A 22,419-nucleotide genomic window follows, 5' to 3' on the forward strand; every position below is an offset into this window, starting at 1 on the left:
TTTACGGCTTTTGATATGCCTGTCTTTTAAAAAATTTATTTTTAATATACAAAAATCAGTAAAAAACCGGCAAGAGGAAGAATTTTAATAAAAAAGTAAGTAAATAATATCTATTTTAAATAACAGCAAATTAGGGTCACGTCAATTAAGTTAAAACACCTAAAAGTTTTTTTAATATGTTATTAATTAATTTTCTTTACTTTTGGGTAGACTTAGTTGAATATTTAATAACGACAAAGCATATACGAAAGCGGGTGCTGCGATACGCATGGCCGCATGATTGATTGTTAAAAACCAAAAAAACACAAAACACAAAAGAAATAAGTTAAATTTGTTTTCAAGAAAGATTAATACAGGTGTCAAAAATAATATCAATAAAGCTACAACACCCATCATTCCATGTTCTGCTAGAAGCCTAGTAATCTCATTATGTGACGCTGCTTTTATTCCCGTTTCTGCCTCTCTTTCCTCACTTCCTTTACCGACTCCGACGCCAAAAATAGGATTTTTCAAGAACGTATTAATTTCGTTTTCTGCTATTTGTTCTCGACCTGTGAACTGGCTTTTTTTAACTCTTCCTGCTGCATCTTGATTAGAATATCTTTTGTCAATAAGACCCCCAGTTTGAAGCGATGTATAGGTCCAAGTGCCAATCATTGCTAAAGCGACAAAAACAATAATAAAATTCATTTTTAATTTACCACCTTGATTAGACTTAAAATATAAAAAAGTCAACAATATAACTATCATAACAAATCCAGTGATCATTCCACCACGAGAGAAAGTCAACATTCCGCGATAAGTTATGTTTAAGGCAAGAATTAAATTAACTGCGATTTGGAACTTAGTTTTAGATTCCAACATAAATCTATAAAAAAAAATAAACATACCTAAACCTAAGACGGTCGCCACTTGATTAGGTCCAAAACCTCCCGAGGTTGTAAAATTAGATTCAGTTCCGGTAATTACTTCTTGGAGATTTGGCGTGTAAAATTTTAAGTACACCACGCAACTAACAATAGGCAGCCCCATACTGAGCAAAATTTTACTCATATCCTTTAGTAAAATTTTTCTTTTATAAGTATAGATAGACGCTAAGGCTAAACAAACTGGTCCCGAAAGATTGAATGCAATTGCTTTCCTAATGTTTGTGTCAAAATTGAGTGCTATAGTTGAAATAATTACGCTAGGAATTAATAGTACTATAAAAATCCAATAAGGTACAGCGCCCCGTGAAAAACCACTATAATACATTCCTATCAGCATAAAATAGATCACGCCATATTTAGAAATCTCATAAAGGGGATTCCCGCCGGTCATTCTAAGAAAAACCTCGCTTCCTGCGATGTAAGCTGCGGCGAGAAGAACTTCATTGTTTCTATTTTGTTTTGCGATGATGTAAATTGTCCAAAAAACAAAAATAGAGTAGCCGTAAATTTTTGATGTAAAAGGTAATAAGTAACCTAGTCCACCTATTAGTACATGGAAAAGAATTAAATAGAGATAAGTAAGATCCTCTTTTTTCATTTTTAAGCTTTAATTGCCTTGTATTCTTGTAATAATAATTGAATCCTTTTTTCCTTAGAATAGTTTTTTATCACTTCTTGCTGCAAATTTAAACCCATTTGAATTCGGATCGCTTGGTCATTAGTTAAATTAGTAAGTGATTGTTTTAACTCCTCTTTGTTATCAGGATTAAAAAGCAGTCCAGAAGAATTATGCGTGATAAGTGTTGAACAATAACCAACATTTGTCGATACTACTGCTAATTTTGCTAATCCGTATTCTAACAAGGCAACAGGAAAACCCTCATCTTTTGACGCAAGTATTCCAATTGTAGCTTGAGACAAAATATATTGTATATCATTTTGAGCATCATAAATGTAAACAGAGTTGTTCAATTCAGTTGTTTTGATGTAATCTTTTAACTCATTAGAATAATCATTGTAGAAATCTTTTCCTATAAAATGCATACTCCATCCTAGTTGATCTAATCGCAATTCTTTAAAGGCGTTAAGTAGCGCAATATGATTTTTAGGCTTTTTTAGATTAGCTACACATACAATGCGCTTTCCTAATTGTCCTTTTAGTAAAGTTTTTTCAGAAATTAAAGTAATATTTTCTACAAAATTAGGTACAAAAACAACTTTTTTAGCAAATAAATGACTTTCTAACCATTTTTTCATTTCAAGATTCACAACAAAAATTGCTGAAAAAGATAGCGAAGTCATTATCAAGACAAGATTATCTCTTGTACTCTGTTTGACTCTGGCACCATAATGATCATGCCAAATCAATTTTACGCTTGGACAAATCAATTTCAATAAAAAAGCAAAAAAAAATGATGTTCCATGAGCATGAATAATTTCAATTTTATTTTTTTTTACGTAGCTATGCAATTTAAATAAGGCATTAAAATCTATTGTTCTTTTTTTATTTAAAAATAAATAGGGAACATTATCATTAATTTGGTTTTTTAAATTTCCTTCTTTTCGGGTTACTACCAATGCCGAAAACTCGATTTCATTTGCTAAAGCATTCGCATAACTAACTGCCATACGCTCAGCACCACCCGCTTCAAGAGAATCAATGAGTTGAACAACACGCATTATTGTAAAAGTTTTTTAATTTCTAATTCAAATACCTCAGTTGTGTATTTTCGCGACCATTCGGCTCCACTTCTTTGCATCCCATCATAAAGACTTTGATTATTTAAAACACTTTCAATTTGCAAAACATCATTTTCTAAATCCACATCAAGCAAAACACCTCGATTGCCATTATCTAACATATAGGGAACGCAGGAAACTTTAGTAGCAATAGGAACGCAACCCCAAAACATTCCTTCTGCAATCGCTTTAGGCCAGCCTTCACTTTTAGATGGTAAAATGACAAAATGACTTTTTTCAAATACTTTTTGAATTATTTCCTTATTTTGGTTTCCTTTACAAATAATATTACTTCTAAGATTCTTTTCATCGCAATAAAGCTCTAACTTGGCTCTCTCTAAGCCATCTCCACACAGCGTTAAAGTGACATTATATCCTTTTTCGATTAATTTTTCAATAATTTGAATAGCGTATAACGGATTTTTCCCTCCAACTAATGTACCTACAAAAACAAACTCAATAGTTTGATTCAAGTTTCTTTTATTGATCAATTTTTTATCCGCTTCAGCATAAGTTGCTGTAAAAAATGGTTTTATGTTTTTACTACTTCCCTCCCATTCACCATAAACTAAAACTTGCGTATTGCGGGTTAAAAAAGTGTTAGATAAAATCCATTGCTGCAATTTATAGGTCCACGGCTGTGTTGATTTAGGATCCCAATTTCCGGCGTATTTGGCCGTTTTTGGTTTAGAGGGAAATGCAATTTGGACGAGGCACGCTAGCAAACCAATATTACCCGGACAGCGCAAATGAATGTGATCAGCGTGTTGCATTGCTTTATAAATGTACCAACTGATTTTTGGAATTTTTATAACGCTACGCAACAATCCTTCTAAACTTAAAATATCGAAAGTGTTTATTGCAATAAACTTAATTTTTGAGTGAGTGTAAGATCGATCAATAGGAGTTAATTGAGCTTCATTTATTGGTGCAACTATAACTAATTCGCTTACTATTTTTGACCAAATATTCATTTCATCAACATATGGCGCATAAGCAAAATATTGATCTTGCTCAATTATGTGAGGAACGTGAGTGATGATGGCAAATTTCATTACTATTTAATTTTCGGTTTGCTAAATAATAAACTCCACCATCCTACAGTTCTTCCCACAGCTTCAGTAAAAGCCTCTTTGCGTTTAGTGCTGGTAAAGATATTGCTAAATCGAATCAACGTCAAAAGTAACGTAATTGAATGCCATTTCAGTTTATGAATTAATAGTGGTTTTGGATTTTTAGTACGCCAAACGTACCATCCATTTCTTACCACCATTTTCCCATACAAATACTGGTTTGGTCTGCCAGAAACATCATGATGATGGTATAATTGTGCCGCACTGTTCAAATATAAATTTCCTGTTTTAGCCACTCGCAAAGTAAAATCGGCATCTTCATATAAACCATAGCCTTCAAAATAAGTAGAAAATTGCATGGTTTCAAACACTTTTTTCTTAAAAGAAGAAACACCACCCATCAGCATTTCGACTTGGTATATTTTATTACTTGGAGGCAAGAAACCTACACTTCGGCCATGCGAATACAACGATGAATATCCAGGCGGACAATCACTATCCAGTCCTAATATTTTTCGGAGCACAAAACGACTTCCATCTTTGCGAGTATAACCGTCAAAAAAATATTCATCAACTTTAGGTTCATATTCGGATCCTACAAATTTGCATTTAGCTTCGTCAATAATATATCCACCAGCGCCTAGTGCTTCAGGATAAATAATGTAAGTGTTTAACAATTCCTCAAAATAATTTTCCGTCAAAACCGTATCGTCGTCTAAAAAACAAATTACATCAGTGTTTCCAGCAACTTTTTTAACCCCAAAATTCCTTTGCTTTGTTAAACCTCGAAATTCTTTGGCAACCAGAAAATATTTTAAATGAGTAAAACTATTTTGATCAAGAATAACTTCAGTTTCTGCATTTGTAGAACCGTCAATTATTAAAATCTCATCAGGATATAAACTCTGTTCAGCGACTGATTGTAATAGTTTCAACAAAGGTAACGGACGCATGTAGGTGCAAATAATTAAAGAAAATGTCATCCTTTTGCTTTTAATTGATTAGCCCAAAAGATACTTTGCTTCCATTGTTTTTGAAAATTAAAAAAGTAAACAATAGGATTTTTAATTTTCTGATGCCTGTAATACTTAAAAAATAAAGTTGTTTTGTAACCCAATAATTGCTGTTGCGTATTGTGGCTGAGAATAAATAACATAACTGTTGGAGACGGTTTAGGTTGTATCCTATCATCCTGCCAAAGTAATTGTGGTTTTGTTCTAAAGCCGCCAATTGGTGCCTTCAAATGCAGAATTTCAGGGTGTGGTAAATACAAAACGTCGTGACCTTCATTTCGCAATTGCATACCAAAATCACTATCCTCGCCGTAACCAAATTCAAAATCCGTTTTGAATTTGATGTTTAACACTAATTCTGATTTTATGAGACTGCAGCCCGAGCCAAAACTCCCCCATTGCATAACATTCTTATATATTTGCTTATGCTCTTTTTGCAAACAACTGAAAGTCGCCACATTAGTTCCATAACTAATACTATTTTGAAAAGAATTCTGTAAAAAATCAGCAGAAATTCTGATATCATCATCAGCAAAAAAAATCCATTCACTTTGTATTTGGCTTAAAGCCAAATTTCTGGCATTGCACGCGCCTGATTGATGAATAAAAAAATGTTGGATCTTACATGGCCATTTCTCGGTGTAGATATATTCTAAATTACTTATACTATGTGGATCTGGATTTTGCTCTACAATAATTATTTTTGTGGGCAAGTGAGTTTGAACTGAAAAATCTTTTAGTACATCGTACAGATAGTTTTTCCGCCCTATTGTTGGAATGATAACATCAACTGTCTTTTTATCAGTCACTATTTTATGTGATTTAACTTTTATATGCTCTAAATCAATTCTCTTGCTATTTCTCTTCCTGAAAAAAAAGGAAAACAGCAGGGGAAACAAAGGAAATTTAAACTCATATAGTATCAAATTAAAAAACAGTAAAAACACCCATCTTGTTTTATAATGTTGTTTTACAAAACGAAAAAGAGTGAAAAACGACGTCCTATTTTTAGAAAAATGGTGTTGGTGTTTTAAAAGTTTAGGTTCTGAATAACACAATAATCCCAATGGCATTGCTAATTTAGCGAGAGAATTTAGAAAATAATCAAAATCTTTTTCTGGTCGAATTGTATCGCTTATTACATGAATTACTTTTGCATGAATAGCGCCTACTTCACTGCCCATTTGCCAAGTGGCAAAAGAAACTTTTTTATTCGGATTAGCAAATAACGACTCTTCAACATAGCCAATTTCAGTACTGATATAATTGTGAGATGCATAAGAGAGCATCATTTTATCATGATGCAATAAAATTGTTACTTCATCTAAATTCAAACTTTCCTTCAGTTCTAAGTGGCACCATACTAGTATTGTGTCAGGGAATTGCTTTGCTAGAACTAAAAAAACATCGGCAATTGTTTTTTTACTGTCAAATAGTATCGGTTGATTATCCGCTGCAACTACAGCTGAGACTTTGGAATTGGCATGGTAAACTACAATCAAAATTTCTTTTTTACTGTTTTATAAAATGCTATGCTTTGTTGAGCGACAATCTCAATACTAAATTTCTCCAGTACTTTTTTTCTAGCAGCATGACCAAATTGTTTTTGAAGCTCTTTATTCTCAAGCAAATCAACTATTCTGTTCGCATATTCTAAATGATCCGTAGGATGTACCAAAAAGCCGCTTATCCCGTTGTCAATAACCTCTTGTGACCAACCAACGTTTGAAGCTACTATCGCTTTTTCCATCGCCATCGCTTCAATCCAAGAAACCGGTAAAGCCTCTGCGAAAGATGGAAAAACACAAACTGCAGCTTGCTCAATCTGATTTTTTATCTCTTGATAGGGAATGCTTCCTATAAATTCAACTTGCAATAACGCTTCTTTAGTAAATAACGACTGCATCATTTTCCAAGTGGATGAATTTCCAGTGATCCTATCAGCAACATCTTTTCCAATTAATTTTAATGTAGCATTTGGAGTTTTCGATACAACCTGATTAAAAATCAACGGAAGTTCTAACAAACCTTTTTTTCTGATTAAACTTCCAAAATATAAAATTTCATTCGACTTTACATTTGGAATAACAGAACCAATGTGACTGAAATTAGTCTGAAACTTTGTTGTGTCAATACCGTTGGGAATGATTGTAAACTGTTTCTTTAAACTGAAAATTTGATTGGTTACTTGGGCAGTAAACTTGCTAACAGCTATTAATCCGTTTGCTTTTTCAAGTGCTCTCTTTTCATGAAATTTATTTTTCCATTTTACAGGACGGTTGTCTAAATGACAAAAATAAGTATCGGACCCATTTAACCGAATAACGATGGGACATTTTTTTGGAGTAATAAAAGAGGTAATTCCTGTCCAATCTGGAGCTTCAACCAAATCAATTTGTTGTTTCTCGCATAGTTCATTAATGATTCGCTCAAGTTTTTTTCGAGTGAAGAACCACGATAAACCTTTGAATTTTACGTTTTTTATTTGCTGAACGCAAATACCATTATCATCAAATAATTTATCTTCCTTTTGACCATACACTAGAATGCAAACTGCACAACCTTCAGCCAAAAGACCAGCTGCCAAGTTCTTGATACTCGTTCCAATACCTCCAGAAGTACCTGTGTTCTCATGAGGATATTCAGGTGTTAAGAAAGCTATTTTCATTTAGTTTTGATCAATTATTGAATGATTTCAATGTTAGCAACTATTTAATAGTATAAAAATTTGCGTTGTTAAAGGCGCTAGTTAAAAAAGTCTTCTATAATTCTTGTAGTAAACAGTGTGGCTCCTTTATCATTCAAGTGACCGCAGGAAGAGAAATAGTGATCATCAGTAACTACACTTTCGTAATTGTGTATTTCTGGATAGATGGCATTTACTTTTTCAAAATAATCAAGACCTTTCGTATTGCTGCACATTGGCGTCATAACTGCAATTAAGTTAATTTTATTAGCTGCACAAATTTGTTTAATTTCTTCGTAGTATTTATTTTTTATTGGCTTTAAAGCCCTTATATCATTTTTCATTTTTCCTTTATTGCCTTTTAGGGCATAAAAACCACCATTATTTAAAGTATTAGTTGGCTGGAAAGTTAGACACTTATACATCTCCCGAAAGCCAATAGAAGCATCGAATTTCAAATAACGATAAAATGGAATATAATATAATTTTGAAAAATCATCTTCCTTACTGAAATGATTTTCTACTACCTTAGAGCTGTGAATGTAAGGCAAAAACTTAGAAGCAATGCCTTCTGCTCTTTTTTCATTAGACAAATTAAGATCCGCCTCTACTATTACGTTTTTAATTTTATATTCTCTCTCTATCATCAATTTTAGCATTAAAGAAGCTTCAAATAAATGGCCGCCGCTCATTCCATAATTAAAAGCTTTCAATCCCTTCTCTTCAAATAAATGTGTAACAAAATGATTATTAGCTCTAGAAGATCCTAAAATAACGACATCATAAATTCTTGGCTTCGAATTGTAAACATAATCAATTTTACCACGGTTAGATGCTTGTAAATATACTACCGTGTAAAGCACATCTAGTAGCGCTAGGGTGAGAACTAGAATAACAGTTATTTTGGCAAAAAAGCCGAGAAATTTTTTCATTTAAGCGTTTGTTTTTTCTTGACAACCTAATTATATTATAAATTATAAAACTAGAATTTTTCAAAGTATTATTTTATTTGAAAAAGCTATGTTTCTTAAAATCTTACCACATAAAATCATAGACTTCTTAAATATAGAAGACATTTCATTTATGATAGAAAAAAATAGTCTAATTAGTGCTTAGATTGGATTTATTATTCTGATAAGATCTAATTTTTAAACAATTTTATATAATTTTCTGACCATCAGAATATCTGGTACTTGCGTTACTATTTTTGTTCTATTGGTAATTTTCTATAATATTCGTTTACAAAAGTTTTTTGTCCTTCTCTAAAAATATTGAAACAATTAAAATTTATCAAAACACCTTTTGGAGATTTCAATAAATTCAAATGATTCAAAAGCTTAGCATCAAAAGCAGGATGCATTTCTGTAACAGCTTTTAATTCAACAACTATTAAACCTTCAACAAACAAATCACATCTAAAATCGCAATCCATCTCTTTCCCTTTAAAAACAACAGGAATTTTGAGTTCTGAAACAAAATTAATATTTCTCAATCTTAGCTCTTCTTTTAAACATTGGTGATAAACACTCTCTAGTAATCCTCTTCCCATAATTTTATGAACTTCAATTGCTACTCCAATTATTTTAAAGCTTAATTCGTTTAAATATTTCTGAGTAACCATCATAAATATATTTTAATTGGTTCATGAATTTATATTTTTTGTAATCTCTTTTCTGTAAAAATGAAATGCCTTTTATTCATTCCCTCAATCCTATAATTCTATGTAGGCAAAAATCTTTCTTGTTTTATTCTTTTACGTAAGTTGTTTAAATGATACAAACCGTTGCAACTTGTTTAAAAACTCTCTTTTCTAAAAAAATTGAAATACCTTTTATTCCTTGCTACAATCCTATGATTCTATGCGGCTAAAAATCTATCTTGTTTTTATTCTTTTACTAAAGTTGTTTAGATGAAACAAACCGTTACACCTTGTTAAAAAACTATGTTTTCTATAAAAAAGGAAATACCTTTTTTTTATTAACACGATCCTATGATTCTATGTGGCTAAAAATCCTTCTTATTTTTATTCTTTTACTAATGCTGTTTCAATTAAACAAATTGTTTCAACTTATTTAAAAACTCTGTTTTCTATAAAAAATGAAATATTCTCTATTAATTCCTACAATCCTATGATTCTATGCGGCTAAAAATCCTTCTAGTTTTTTAAAACTGAAAATAGATAAACTCCTTATAGTCGCTAAAAGTACCTAGCGCAACAATAGCTATCAAACAAAAACTTAACTTCAACCAGGAATTTTTTCCTGAAATAGGTTCTACCTGATGTTTAAAATTCCACTCCACTGCAATAAAAGCAAAAATAAGTAATACCAATTCATAATTGTAACGCTCGTTTTCAAGATATTGAGAGTCAAAACTAAGATCAGTAAACAGTCGCTTGATATAATCAAAAGCATCTCCAATCGATTTTGCTCTAAAAAATATCCAAGCTAAACAAGTCAATGCAAATGTGCTTAAAATATTAAAAAAGACTCGAACAGAACTAAAGTTCCAGCTCAACGAGACCATTTCCATATTAGATCGATTCGTTTTCAATAATAGTAACGGCAGAAAATAAAGCGCATTTATAAATCCCCAGGCAATGAAAGTCCAATTAGCGCCATGCCAAAAACCGCTTACTAAAAAAATTATAAAAGTGTTTCTTATTTTCATTGGCATTCCGCCATTGCTTCCCCCTAACGGAATATACAAATAGTCCCGAAACCAAGATGATAGCGAAATATGCCATCGGCGCCAAAACTCGGCTATATCTCGCGAGAAGTAGGGATAATTAAAATTTCGCAACAAATCGATCCCAAATAATTTTGACATACCTAATGCCATATCAGAATATCCTGAAAAATCTCCATAGATTTGAAAGGCAAAATATACCGCACCTAGAGCTAATGACAACGAATTCATCGATTCATGGTTGTCAAAAATAGCATTGGCGTAGGTAGCGCAAGTGTCAGCGATGACTACTTTCTTAACCAATCCCCATGTGAATTGAAAAACGCCTTCCTTCGCTTTTTGAAAATCAAAGTTGCGTTTTACTTTTACTTGCGGTAATAAATGTGTAGCTCTCTCAATGGGTCCGGCAACGAGCAAAGGAAAATAACTAACAAATAGAGAATAATCAATAAAATTATATTCGGCCTTTATTCTTTTCAGATAAATGTCAATTACATAAGATAAACCGTGAAAAGTATAGAAAGAAATACCCACGGGAAGAATAACATTTAACAGTAGCGGACTCGTTTGCAGTCCAAAACCGTTTAACATTGTAGAAAACGAATCGGCAAAGAAATTATAATATTTAAAAACACCAAGAAAACCAAGATTGATAGTTATGCTTAACCAAAACCAAAATTTTCGAACGCCGTCTTTCTTTGCTTTTTCAATTTGAATTCCAGTATAGTAATCTAAGAAGGTAGAAAAAACTAGCAAGAATAAAAAACGCCAGTCCCAGCAAGAATAAAAATAATAACTAGCAATGATTAAAATAGCATTTTGGGTGCTTTTGTTTTTATTAAATACAAACCAATATAAAACAAATACAATAGGGAGGAAAATGGCAAAAGATAGGGAATTGAAAAACATCTGGAGTAATTGCGGGGCTTTATTGAATTAATGTAAAGTGATTTTCTACCATTTGATTTAACGAAAAAGTATCGACGACTAATTGTCTAGTATTTTTCGAAATCTTTTTTTCGCCCAAATATACTTTTTTTAAAAGGTCTTGTAGTAAAAAAGTGTTTTTTGAATCAGTGATAAAACCATTTTCTCCATCGGTAATTGCTTCTTCATTGCCACCTACATTAGTAGTAATTACTGGAACATTTGCAGCTAAACTTTCTAATATTGAAAGACTAAAACACTCCATGTGTGTAGGTTGAAGCATATAATCATACTGACAATATAGCTCATTTAAGTTTGCAGAGCTACCCATAAACTGAAAGTTTGCCTGTAATTTCTTGTCTTTTATTTTTGCAATTAAATTGTCTTTAAAAGGTCCTTCTCCAAAAATAGCTATTCTGATTTCGGTTTTAATAAAATCAGGTAATAACGAAACAGCGTCAATCAAATCCTGAATTCCTTTCGATTCTCTCAAATGGGAAGCAACGATGAATGTTGGATTAACCACATTTCTTGTTTTACGTACTTTTATATTTTCAATTGCAACGCCGTTATAGATGGTGATTATTTTGCGTTTTAAATATTCACCAAAATCTTTAACTATCTCTTTTTTTGTGTAATCAGAAACTCCAATAAAAGTATCAATATATTTAGAATTCAATAAACCTTTGATTCTTTTCTTTATTTTTTTTACAAAAGAATATCCGTTTATAGGTCTTGGATTGTGATCTACTACAATAATTTTTGCATTAGAAAATTTTTTGATTTTATAAAAAAAAGAAGTGCACAATTCTACAAAATGAGTAATAATATAAGCATAATCCGTTTTATTGTTATTACAAAAAGTAAGAAAAAAAGTTTCAACATTCTGTTCTTTACTCTCGATTATATTAAGCTTAAAATATTCTCCGTGCTGAGCATGGTTTGGAAAAAACCAATATACGTCCACGCCATTCTGCTTGCACTTAGCGTCAAATTGCCAGAAAAAATGATCCATTCCACCCACTCTATCTGCAAGCAACTCATAGTTGCATAAAATTGCTACTTTTTTATTTATGACCATTCTAAAAGCTTTTCGGCGATCCTTTTTCCTGTATGCTGCAAAGGTTTACTCACTTGCAATTGTAATAATTGCTTTCTGTTTTCTGAATCTAGATTTGGATTTAGCAAGTAATCATTTATTGCTAAAATTAATTCTCCTTCATTTTTTACAATTCTTGTTGCTTTACTGTTTACAACATTTTTAATATGTACATAGCTCAAAAATCGTTGGTCATCGTATAATCCGTTTTTCTCATTACCAAATACACTGTTTATTACTGGTTTATCAAACTGCATAAAGTCTAAACTCATGGTAGACAACATATTTACATTTAGGTCTGAATAGGCTAAAATTGCTCTGAGGTCTTTTAAATCTTCTATCGTTGAGACTCTTTGTGACCATTCTTCTTGATGACCTTCCCGCGACAAACTCCACTTTGGATAATTCCATTTTATAAAAGGAAATTTATTTACAAGTTTAGTAAATCGAATGGGATCTTCTGCTGGCGAAGTTCTTACTAGTAAATTAACAGTTTCTATCTTTCTATCTATAATAGCAGCAGCAATTGTTTCAATATACACTTCATCATTTTTACTGGTAGAAATATCTCCACAGCTAAAACAAATTGTTTTTTTGGATGCATCCAAAGCAAATTTAGAATGAAAATCTTCTTTACTAGAATGATAACGTTCCAGCACGTACGGTTCAAATTGTGGGGTTCCCACAACTGCAATATTTTCTTTACTAATCATAGCGTAGAATTGCTGTAATTCATTCTTCATTAAATCACTCCACACTAAATAATAATCGAAATTAGCAGCCATCCGACCTTTAGAGGCCAAATTATCCCACGAAAAAATAAAAGTAGCTGTCTTTATTTTCAGGTTTTCTGCCTGATATACCAAAGGAACAATATAAGGAGGGCGCTGATGTGTAAAAAATAAGATGTCAAAATTTTCTTTCTCCAAAAGAGCCTTGTATTCCACAGAAATTTTAAGATTTTTAAAAGTTTGTTGCTGCATAAAGTTGAATCGAGTAATCCAGCTTTCGGAATAAAAAATGGAGGTGAATTGATAAATAAATTGCGTAGCATACCCTCGCCAGCTTTTAACTGCTGTTTTATTTACGTTATAATTGTCTAAAATACCGAAATTATTTTCTTTATTCAAACGAAGGTGAGCGACCTCTTTAGCTTTTCTAAAAAACCATGTCGGAGGTTTTTCTGTAAAAATAGTGAGTTCAATAACTTTCGATTTTGAGATTAAATCCTTGTAAATTGCAGCTGGTAAACACGATAAAATCACAACCTCATCGAATGTTTTTTCGGCTTCAGCTAAAAAATCACTTAAAATAAAATTTCTAAAACCTACGCCATCTGTAATTACAATACCTAATTTTTTCATGCTTGTAACCTGTTTTTTTTAAAATTTAACCAACCCTTTCAAAGTTTATTACTCTGAAATGGTTAAAAACGGTAAAGGAACTTAAAGAACAGAAATCGAATTGATCCATTGCCAGAGATAAAAACTATTATCTTGATTTCCATTTAAGTAATCCTTCCATATCTCTCGTACTTTATCTTCATCAATGTTTTCTAATTTTGCAAACAATTCTATTTTTTCATTAAAATAACTTGACAATTCATTTGCAATCCATTCCCGTTGCGGAATTTGCAATGCTCGTTTAGGTGCTAGTGCAATAGCATCTCCTAATTTTTTTTTTACTAAATCTCGCAGTAGCCATTTGCTTTTACCGTCTTGAATTTTCAAGGTTTCGCTTTGGGCAAAAGCAAGTTCTACTAATCTGTAATCTAAAAAAGGTTCGCGCAATTCAATACTATGCATCATACTAATCCTGTCATTAAACCGTAAAGCTCTTGGGATTTTAGTGTAAAACAAATCTCGATATTGTAGATTCTGTAAGTCATTATCAAATGGACGTTCATATTCCTCTTTTATAGCCAATGCTCTGAAAGATTCAATTAATACTTCCGGTCGCACCGGACTAGAATTTAAGCCCTGAATAACGTGATTGCTGTTATTAAAATAATAATCATATCCCGCCCAAGCTTCATCCATACCTTGACCGTCTAAAATCACTTTGATACCCTTTTTTCTTGCTGCTGCAAATAATAAGCTATAAGCCAATGTTGGAAAACCACCAAAAGGTTCATCTTGAAACCAACTCACAGCATCAATTAATTTTGGAATTTCTTTGTAATCAAAAAGTACTTTATTCAGCGGGTATGAGGTGGTTTTTATTACTTCTTCAACCCACGGTAATTCATCATATTCTTTATTGTTCGAATAAAAAGTAAAGGCTTCAATAGATTGTTGTGATGATAAGTTTTCATGAACTAAATTGATCAACGTTGAAGAATCTAATCCCCCGCTGACGTTCATTCCTAGAGGAACGTCAGCTTTAAAACGCAATTGAATTGCATCATTAAGTAACGCTGTATATTTTAATTTTAATTCAGCCACAGTTGACGGAACAATTTTTTTTATCCTATTCGCAAAGTCATACCATTTTTGTAATTTAATATTCGAATATTTAAGATTTTCATCAAAGTATACTTCAAAATAATGACTTGCTGGTAACTGATGTATATTTTCCCAAAAAGTTTCATTGGGCATTCCATAAGTTCCATAAACATAATAATTAGCCCAAACTTTTTGATTTTTAAATTTTGGCACTCCTGCAGTAAACAACGTTTTTATTTCACTACTAAAAAATAACTGATTTTGGAAAATTGTATAATAGAATGGCTTCACACCAAAACGATCACGAACTGCAATTAATTTATGGTCTTGGCAATCCCAAATAGCAAAACTAAACATACCATTCAGTTGCTGTAGAGCTGCAATTCCCCACTGAATGTATGCAGCCAGTACTACTTCGGTATCTGAATTAGTTTTAAAATTATAATGTTCTTTGAGTTGCTCTTTGATTTCGAGATAATTATAAATCTCTCCATTATATACAATTGTAAATCTCCTACAAATACTAACCATTGGCTGATTAGCATTTTCTGATAAGTCAATGATGCGCAATCGGTTGTGTCCTAAAGTTATAAAAGCATCATCCCAGAGGGCCTTAGCATCGGGACCTCTGTGCTGTTGAACATCAAGCATTGCACAAATAATTTTGCTGTTATTACTGTCTTTGCCTAAAATTCCTGCAATACCGCACATTAGATAAGTCGTTGAATTGTTGGTAATTTTTCTTCCGCTTTTTCCCAGTCAGACGCACTATCAATGTTGATATAAAGTTCAGGATTACTCTCAACATAACTTATTGAATTTCCATATAAACTACCTTTTTTAATAGTCTCAACTTTTGTTAAATAGATTGAGCCATCCCTGATAAAAGCCTTTGGCAATTTCTGCCTGTGTGTGATAATTTCTTTTTCTCCAGTGGCTATATTTAAAAATCCTTTTTCATCACCCTCAAAAACCCAATGCGGATTGTATTCATCAGGAACTCGAATAACACTTACTAACGAGTCTGATTTTTTTTCACTAAAAATAGAAATAGCTTTACTAATAAATCCTATTTCCCGAAAAGGAGAAGTAGGCTGTAACAAACAAACCGCATCGAAATACTCTCCTTTTTCCTCAAAAAAATTAACAGCATGTTGCACCACTGAAATACTTGTAGCAGTATCAGTCGCTAATTCTGTCGGTCTCATAAACGGAATTTCCGCGCCAGAACTCCTTGCTATTGTCGCTATCGTATCATCGTCTGTGGAAACAATTATTTTAGTAAAACAATTGCATTTAACGGCTTGATTTATAGTAAAAGAAATCAGAAATTGCTTTCCAAGTTGTTTTGAGTTTTTCCCTGGTAGTCCTTTGGAACCTCCTCTCGCAGGTATTATAGCTAAGATTTTCATTAATAAGAAATTGTTTTGTGAAATTGTAAAGGTAATGTCGCTAACAAATCTGCTATAGTGTTTCCTGATTTACCACCGCCATAAATTGATGAAGGTGTGCATTTGCCATTTTTTAAAATAACTTTTATAGCACTGCTGATTTCGTTTTTATCGTAAGCAACATCAGTTACATTACCGCCCCTATCGCGACGATTTTGGCGAGATCCAATGTTGACTACAGGAACACCTAAATAGGCACATTCGCGAATCCCAACACTAGAATTTCCAATTAAACCTATTGCATTATTTAATAAAACTAGAAAATCACTGCCTTCCATGTTTTTAAAAAAATGAACATTTTTAATTTTATTTTTTTCTCTAAAACTTCGAATCCCAGTTGAAGTTCCATCGGCTCCTGCATCTACATTGGGCCAAAACCACAATGTTGGTAAATTCAATCCCTTTATTGCCTCCAATGTCTCTTCAATATGTTTACGCGAATCTTGATATTCTGTAGTTACTGGATGTTGCATTACAATTAGGTAACCATTTTCTAAATCAGGCTGGGCACCTACACCACCGTATTTTTGATACGGATTAAAATTAAGTATTTTTATTTTTTTTATTTCCGATGCAATGTCAATAGATGGGCAACCAGTATTAAAAACAAAATCAGGATTTTCTCCTAATTTTAAAACGCGATACTTCGCATTTTCTGAAGCTACAAAATGATAGTCAGCAAGTTTTGTGATAGCATGACGTACTTTTTCATCAATGTTTCCCGTGACTTCTCCTCCTTGAATATGTGCTAAAGGAATATTCATGTACGAAGCTGCAATAGCGGTGGCCATGGTTTCAAACCGATCTGCAACCGTAACTACAATATCTGGTTTTAGATTATCAAAAACGGTAGATAATTCCAGAATTCCAATTCCTGTAGTTTTGGCGGCAGCAGTCAAATTTTCTCCCTCTAAAACATTAAAAACTTTTGCTGCTATAGTAAAACCATCTTTTTCAATATAATTCACTGCTGATCCATAACGTTCCAACAAGGCTGAAGCCGCGACAATCAGCTGTAATTCTAAACCAGAATGCTCTTCAATAGCGGCTAGAACTGTTTTTACTCGGCTATATGATGGTCTCGCAGTAATTACTACTGCTATTTTTCTTTTTTGCATTTTTCTGTGTTATTCTTGGCTTTAAAAGTAAATAAAAAAGAAGAGGTAAGAGCTCATGAAAACCTCAATTATAAAACGGATCGTAAGCCTGAGCTCAGTCTTTCTAGAGATTGACGAAAAGTCGAAGACTTCTTCTGTAATAACTAAAATCGCTTTTATATCAAAATACTTTGACAGGCTCAGTGTGACAATTTTAAACAAACCTTAATTATAAAGACAAGGCTTTAATATAAACCACTTCGACAGGCTCAGCGTGGCAATTTAAATTAGCTATTAATTATAAAAACGACTGTCGGTCTGCGCTTGTTGAAGATAAATCCTCCTGATTCAAAAAATCCCACTGATTTAGGTTTCTATTTAAAACCTTTCCTATAACTTCTTGAAATCGTGATGCGTCAATACCGTATCCTTTTGGCTTTTTAGCTTCTAAATCATCAAAGGTCAGAATATGATTTAGAGGCAAATCCCTGTTTACTGCTAATGATTTTTCAAATATTTGTTTTAAGTCTGTAAAGTTTTCATTTGAATTCTTATCAGTTGGATTTTGCATTGCTAATGCTATATTTCGAACGGAAATCACCAATTCTTTGATTTCATGAATAGTTAATGATGACGTGGAGTCGGGACCATAAAGTTGCCTATCAAAAACGACGTGAAATTCTAAAATTTCAGCACCTAGAACAGTTGCTGCAATACAGGTTTCAACCCTAGCTGAATGATCCGAAAAACCTACCGCAACTCCATATCTTTCCTTTAATTCTTGAATTATATTTAAACCAAATTGTTCTGGTTTTGTGGGATAAGCCGTGGTACATTGCAAAATAGAAAATTCGATATTTTTATTTTTTAGAAAAGCAACCGTCTCATCTAACTCTGTATACGAACTCATACCTGATGATAACATCACAGGCTTGCCCGTTTGTGCAATTTTTTCTAAAATCAAGAGATTATTAATCTCACCAGAACCCAATTTATACTGTAAAACTCCCATTTCTTCAAGCCAATCGACGGCCAAATTACTAAATGGGGAACAGATAAAATCTAATCCTAATTTATCACAATATTGTTTAATGCCTTTCCATTGCTCTAAGGAAAAACCCATACGCTTCCAATAATCAAAACGAGTTTTGTCTTCTTTCGAAAACTGCACTCTAAAAGGTTCGTATTCGCTGCTTTCCGCTTCAGCAATATGCATTTGAAATTTTACTGCATCAACTCCAGTTTTTGCTACAGCATAAATATAAGAATATAATATTCCTAAACTTCCTTCGTGCGCTTGACCAATTTCGGCGATGATATAGGGTGATTGCTTTTTGATTGCCATGGGATGCTTATGTTTGATTTTGAAAGCAGATGTAACTATTTTTATTCTTAATATTACGACTAGATTTATTTAAAATTTCGGATTACTTAGTTGCTTCATTTTTTGTAAAATTTCAGGTTTTACAGGAGCACGAAATTTTAATACGAATAAAAAGTGAGAAAAAACGAGATAAATAGATTTGAAAAACAACTTAAAACATTGAAAATCAGATAAAGCATATTTTTTAAAATTATGCCAAAATAATCTTATTATTTTTGGTATCGGAGAAGGATAATAAACCAAGTAGTAAAAAGTTATATTCTTTAATTGTTTTCCAAATCTAAAATAGTTCTGCTTATTTAATTTTCGTTGCTGTTTATTTATTCTATGGTTTACTTTTATTGCATTCGTATATAAAATATCATAGCCTCGCGCAATCACTTCAATTGACAAGCAAGATTCTTCTCCATAAATATCAATCCAAACTGGAAATCCGTTTGTCATATCATAAACTGATTTACGAATGGCAAAACCACAACCAATAAATTCTGAACAAAGGAATTCTTTTTTATTTACTTCAGATCCTGCTAAAGCCTCTTTATCTGAACCAAAAACACCCTTTACTTCCTCAAAAGCAAGAATTCCAACATTGGGTTTTGCTGCAAATAATTTTTCTATTTCAGATAGAAATTCTATGGTTAATGGATGTGCATCATCATCTAAACCTATTAAAATAGCGGAATTAGCCAATGGATAAATATGGCGTCGCGCTGCAGATGCCCCAATCGATTTTTCAGAAATAAACCATCTAACCCAGCCTAATTCATTCTGCAAATACTGAGAATCATCTGTACATCCATCTAAAAAAACTAATACCTCAACTTCAGTTGTATCAATTAATGATTCAATACGATTCAAAGTTATGGTTAAATCTTCTTTCCTGTTTTTTGAAACTATAAGGATTGAGGCTTTCATTTAGAACCTATTGAATTGAAATTATTTATCATTCCCTTTGGTAGTTTCTTCCATTTTAAAAAAAGTTTCATCATCCACCTTACCGAAATAAATTTGACAAACAATCTATTTTTTAAAAAAAAACAGAAAGAATTAATCTTTCTTTGCTTTTGAAAATTACTAGGCATTATTGGTTTATCAACAATTGAATCATGTTTTATTTGCATCCAATCTTCTAAAACATTGCCCATATGATAGGCATAATTATCCTGAGTTGTTAATCGCCAATAATCTTTATCCAGTGGCAAGCGATCTAAATACCCTTCGCTATGTCCACCCATTTTAAAACCAATAAAACTAACTACCGTTTCAAAAATATCTTTTTTGTAAGTAGCTACAAAATGACCTGATCCTATTAAAGCAGTATGCTTATCATCTATTTTTAATGCTAAATTACACTGTAAATAATCCTGATTGTATTTTCGATCCCATCCTAAACTATCGTAAAAGCGAATTAATGCTAGTTTATTTTTTACAGCAGTAAAACGAATTTTAGCATTAAATAAATTATTAAATAATACATTACCGCAATTACTCTCATACATTTTAAATTGAGGTACAATCCCAACTACACCAGCTTTAGGAACTTTAGCAAAAATATTCACCGTTTCCATTTGCCAGTTGGGTAAAAAAAGCACATCAGCATCTGAGATAGTGACCAACTCAATATTGTTTCCTACAATACCTTTTAAAATAGCGTTTAACTTTCCTATATTTTCGGTATTTATGAGCTCCTGAATTTGATTGGATTGAAATAAATATTTTAAATGAGCATCGACAGCGTTACTACTACCATTGTTCACAACAGTAATAAACGTTTTTGAATGCACGGTACTTAACAACGATTGCAAACACAACTTTAATATAGCGAGACTATCTTTAAAATACCCTTCATGATTAGGTATATATACGGGAATAACAATCTGATGCAAATATTCAGTTGTCGCTATCGGCATATCTTTATGAGGGTTTGATCCTACGCGCATATTAAAACGTAATATCTTGAAATAATCTTATTTTCTCTAAATTTTGAAAGCCTATTCTATGATCTGGCTCAAGATAATTCCCTTCTGCCCATTCATTCCAAGCTTTTATAAAGATAATCTTTTCATCCATTTTATAATTTTCAATTCTCTTGTAACAGTTCAACAAGTTTTGATAAAATAACTCTGGATTTGTCTCAACAATTACTTGTCCTTTATTCCCGCTACGTGGCGTATGATCCCAATTAGGGCTGCAACTAGGAAGAAATTTGATATCGATAGCGACATCTCTGTAGTCACTCGCTTCAACAATTTGTTTGTGCGTATAAATATTACGTAGTTTCAACGTTCTATATTTTAATTGATTTAGCTTATAACCCACAAATTTATTAAGTAACTTATCTAAAAATGAAAACTTTACTCTATTAAAAAGATGACTTGGACTTGGTGGTGTTAAAGCATCAAAACCATGTTCTCGATAAGAAAAATTAAAATGCTGATAAGCAATAAAATATACCCCTTCCAAACCATTATCAACAGCCAATTTATTCCATAGAGAGATAAAATAATTGGAGTCAGGTAAACCCAAAGGATTATAAATTGTAAAGATAGGTTTATTATCAATTTTCAAATAACGTTCATCCTTAAAAGCAGGCAATACTTCATAAAAATGTTTAGTAAAATCCTCTAGGCCAAGATATTTTTGGTCTATTAATAAACGCTGGTACTTATCACCATAATCTAAGCCTCCCCATTTTACATTCGCCCATGCTAACGAAAAACCAACATCTTTTATTTTTGAATTTAAATGAGCTTGAAAGGGTTTTTCTAACAATCTCTTCCCATCACCGAACCAATAATGCCAGTAACAGAAACCGTCAACACCATATTCCTTAGCTATTCTAGCTTGTTCTTCTAAAATAGAAGGCAATCGCAGATCATAATAACCTAAATCAGCAGGAAGCTTTGGTTGATCATGCCCTTTGAACAGAGGTTTAGCTTTAGCAACATTTGTCCACTCCGTAAATCCTTTTCCCCACCAAATATCATTTTCAGGAATTGGATGAAACTGTGGTAGATAATAAGCTATTATTCTTGCCTTTTTCATTTAAAAAATAATTATATTTAATTTTTACTTTAAAAGAATATTTTTCAATTTTATAAATGGTTTCAGAATTACACTTCCTAGTTTAAAAGTTGTAGAAGATCTTATATAATTTATATTGTCCTCATTTATTTTTTTTGAGATTGTTTGACCATCAAATATTGATAAATCGACATCATCTAAAAATTGTTCAGATGCAATTATTATGTTATATAATGCAGAAATTTTTTTTGTATAAATATTTTCAAATGTTCCAGAAAAAACTTTTAAATTTTCAAATAAAATAATAGGTGCAATAATTGAGCTTCCATTAATACAATTTTGAAAATATGTTTTCACATTAGTAAAATGTTTTTTAGACAAATCTTCAAATTCCTCCAAGTACAATTCCTTGATGTGATAGGGATTGTTCTTTTGTAAATTGGAATAAAATTGTTTATCAGGAGAAGATATTATTAAAATTCCATTTGGTTTCAAAACTCTCTTTATTTCTAAAAACATTTCTTCATGTTTATCATGGTGTTCAATTGTTTCAAAACTTATTAACACATCTACACTATTGCTCTCTAGTGGAATACAGTCAGTACTACCTACTAGAAAATCTAAATTATCATTTTTATACTTTTCCCTAGCTAGATTAACAACATCTGTATCTATGTCAACACCTATCACCTTTTTTGCAGTTTTTGCCATTAAAAAAGAACCATAGCCTTCTCCTGAAGCTATATCAAGGACTATCTTATCCTCAACAAGGACTGAAGACATTGCATACCTATGTAAGTGTTCAACTGAAACATCACCGTAAATATCTGTTTCAAGTCTTTCTCCTGACCATTTTTTTTTCAT

Annotated in this window: 19 protein-coding genes; all 19 read right to left on the minus strand. The window is 32.1% G+C overall.

Going from position 1 to position 22,419, the window contains the following annotated elements; translation table 11 throughout:
* Positions 1-186 precede the first annotated feature (186 nt).
* A complete protein-coding gene (locus BUA99_RS06960; RefSeq protein ID WP_072990085.1) occupies positions 187-1,527 on the minus strand; it encodes an O-antigen ligase family protein in 1,341 nt (446 codons plus the stop codon).
* 2 nt (positions 1,528-1,529) lie between these two features.
* Positions 1,530-2,609 (minus strand): glycosyltransferase, encoded by a 1,080-nt coding sequence (locus BUA99_RS06965; RefSeq protein WP_072990089.1) that lies wholly within the window; start codon positions 2,607-2,609, stop codon positions 1,530-1,532.
* Positions 2,609-3,724 carry a glycosyltransferase family 4 protein gene (locus tag BUA99_RS06970; protein ID WP_072990092.1) on the minus strand — a complete coding sequence of 372 codons (1,116 nt, stop codon included), beginning with the start codon at positions 3,722-3,724 and terminating at the stop codon, positions 2,609-2,611. The genes BUA99_RS06965 and BUA99_RS06970 overlap by 1 nt, the downstream gene beginning before the upstream one ends.
* A 2-nt stretch (positions 3,725-3,726) precedes the next feature.
* Positions 3,727-4,725 carry a glycosyltransferase family 2 protein gene (locus tag BUA99_RS06975; protein WP_072990095.1) on the minus strand — a complete coding sequence of 333 codons (999 nt, stop codon included), beginning with the start codon at positions 4,723-4,725 and terminating at the stop codon, positions 3,727-3,729.
* Complete coding sequence (locus tag BUA99_RS06980; protein ID WP_072990096.1) at positions 4,722-6,257, minus strand: glycosyltransferase family 2 protein; 1,536 nt, start codon at positions 6,255-6,257, stop codon at positions 4,722-4,724. Before BUA99_RS06980 ends, BUA99_RS06975 begins: the two co-directional genes overlap by 4 nt.
* Positions 6,254-7,423 (minus strand): glycosyltransferase family 4 protein, encoded by a 1,170-nt coding sequence (locus BUA99_RS06985; protein ID WP_072990098.1) that lies wholly within the window; start codon positions 7,421-7,423, stop codon positions 6,254-6,256. Before BUA99_RS06985 ends, BUA99_RS06980 begins: the two co-directional genes overlap by 4 nt.
* A 77-nt stretch (positions 7,424-7,500) precedes the next feature.
* Positions 7,501-8,373 (minus strand): hypothetical protein, encoded by an 873-nt coding sequence (locus BUA99_RS06990; RefSeq protein ID WP_072990100.1) that lies wholly within the window; start codon positions 8,371-8,373, stop codon positions 7,501-7,503.
* Between the two features lie 269 nt (positions 8,374-8,642).
* Positions 8,643-9,065 (minus strand): GxxExxY protein, encoded by a 423-nt coding sequence (locus tag BUA99_RS06995; protein WP_072990102.1) that lies wholly within the window; start codon positions 9,063-9,065, stop codon positions 8,643-8,645.
* A 539-nt stretch (positions 9,066-9,604) separates the two neighbouring features.
* Positions 9,605-11,038: an MBOAT family O-acyltransferase gene (locus BUA99_RS07000; protein WP_072990104.1), complete on the minus strand. Its 1,434-nt coding sequence runs from the start codon at positions 11,036-11,038 to the stop codon at positions 9,605-9,607.
* 19 nt (positions 11,039-11,057) lie between these two features.
* Positions 11,058-12,137: a glycosyltransferase family 4 protein gene (locus BUA99_RS07005; protein WP_234972924.1), complete on the minus strand. Its 1,080-nt coding sequence runs from the start codon at positions 12,135-12,137 to the stop codon at positions 11,058-11,060.
* Entirely contained in the window at positions 12,128-13,519 is a 1,392-nt protein-coding gene (locus tag BUA99_RS07010; protein ID WP_072990106.1) for a glycosyltransferase family protein, read from the minus strand. Before BUA99_RS07010 ends, BUA99_RS07005 begins: the two co-directional genes overlap by 10 nt.
* A gap of 81 nt (positions 13,520-13,600) precedes the next feature.
* Positions 13,601-15,310 (minus strand): asparagine synthase (glutamine-hydrolyzing), encoded by a 1,710-nt coding sequence (gene asnB / locus BUA99_RS07015; RefSeq protein ID WP_072990107.1) that lies wholly within the window; start codon positions 15,308-15,310, stop codon positions 13,601-13,603.
* Entirely contained in the window at positions 15,310-16,011 is a 702-nt protein-coding gene (locus BUA99_RS07020; RefSeq protein ID WP_072990109.1) for an acylneuraminate cytidylyltransferase family protein, read from the minus strand. Before BUA99_RS07020 ends, asnB begins: the two co-directional genes overlap by 1 nt.
* Entirely contained in the window at positions 16,011-17,168 is a 1,158-nt protein-coding gene (gene neuC / locus BUA99_RS07025) for a UDP-N-acetylglucosamine 2-epimerase (protein WP_072990111.1), read from the minus strand. Before neuC ends, BUA99_RS07020 begins: the two co-directional genes overlap by 1 nt.
* 277 nt (positions 17,169-17,445) lie before the next feature.
* On the minus strand, positions 17,446-18,492 hold the full coding sequence (locus BUA99_RS07030; RefSeq protein WP_072990113.1) for an N-acetylneuraminate synthase family protein: 1,047 nt from the start codon (positions 18,490-18,492) through the stop codon (positions 17,446-17,448).
* A 69-nt stretch (positions 18,493-18,561) separates the two neighbouring features.
* The gene (locus tag BUA99_RS07035) at positions 18,562-19,446 is read right to left on the minus strand and encodes a glycosyltransferase family 2 protein (protein ID WP_072990116.1); all 885 of its coding nucleotides are present in this window, start codon (positions 19,444-19,446) and stop codon (positions 18,562-18,564) included.
* Complete coding sequence (locus tag BUA99_RS07040) at positions 19,443-20,441, minus strand: glycosyltransferase family A protein (protein ID WP_159430929.1); 999 nt, start codon at positions 20,439-20,441, stop codon at positions 19,443-19,445. The genes BUA99_RS07035 and BUA99_RS07040 overlap by 4 nt, the downstream gene beginning before the upstream one ends.
* A gap of 31 nt (positions 20,442-20,472) precedes the next feature.
* Positions 20,473-21,576, minus strand: a complete 1,104-nt coding sequence (locus BUA99_RS07045) for a glycosyltransferase WbsX family protein (protein ID WP_072990121.1) — start codon at positions 21,574-21,576, stop codon at positions 20,473-20,475.
* Positions 21,577-21,600: 24 nt separating this feature from the next.
* Positions 21,601-22,419, minus strand: a complete 819-nt coding sequence (locus tag BUA99_RS07050; protein ID WP_072990125.1) for a class I SAM-dependent methyltransferase — start codon at positions 22,417-22,419, stop codon at positions 21,601-21,603.

Source organism: Flavobacterium segetis (assembly GCF_900129575.1).
In the GTDB taxonomy this organism is placed as follows: Bacteria; Bacteroidota; Bacteroidia; order Flavobacteriales; family Flavobacteriaceae; genus Flavobacterium; species Flavobacterium segetis.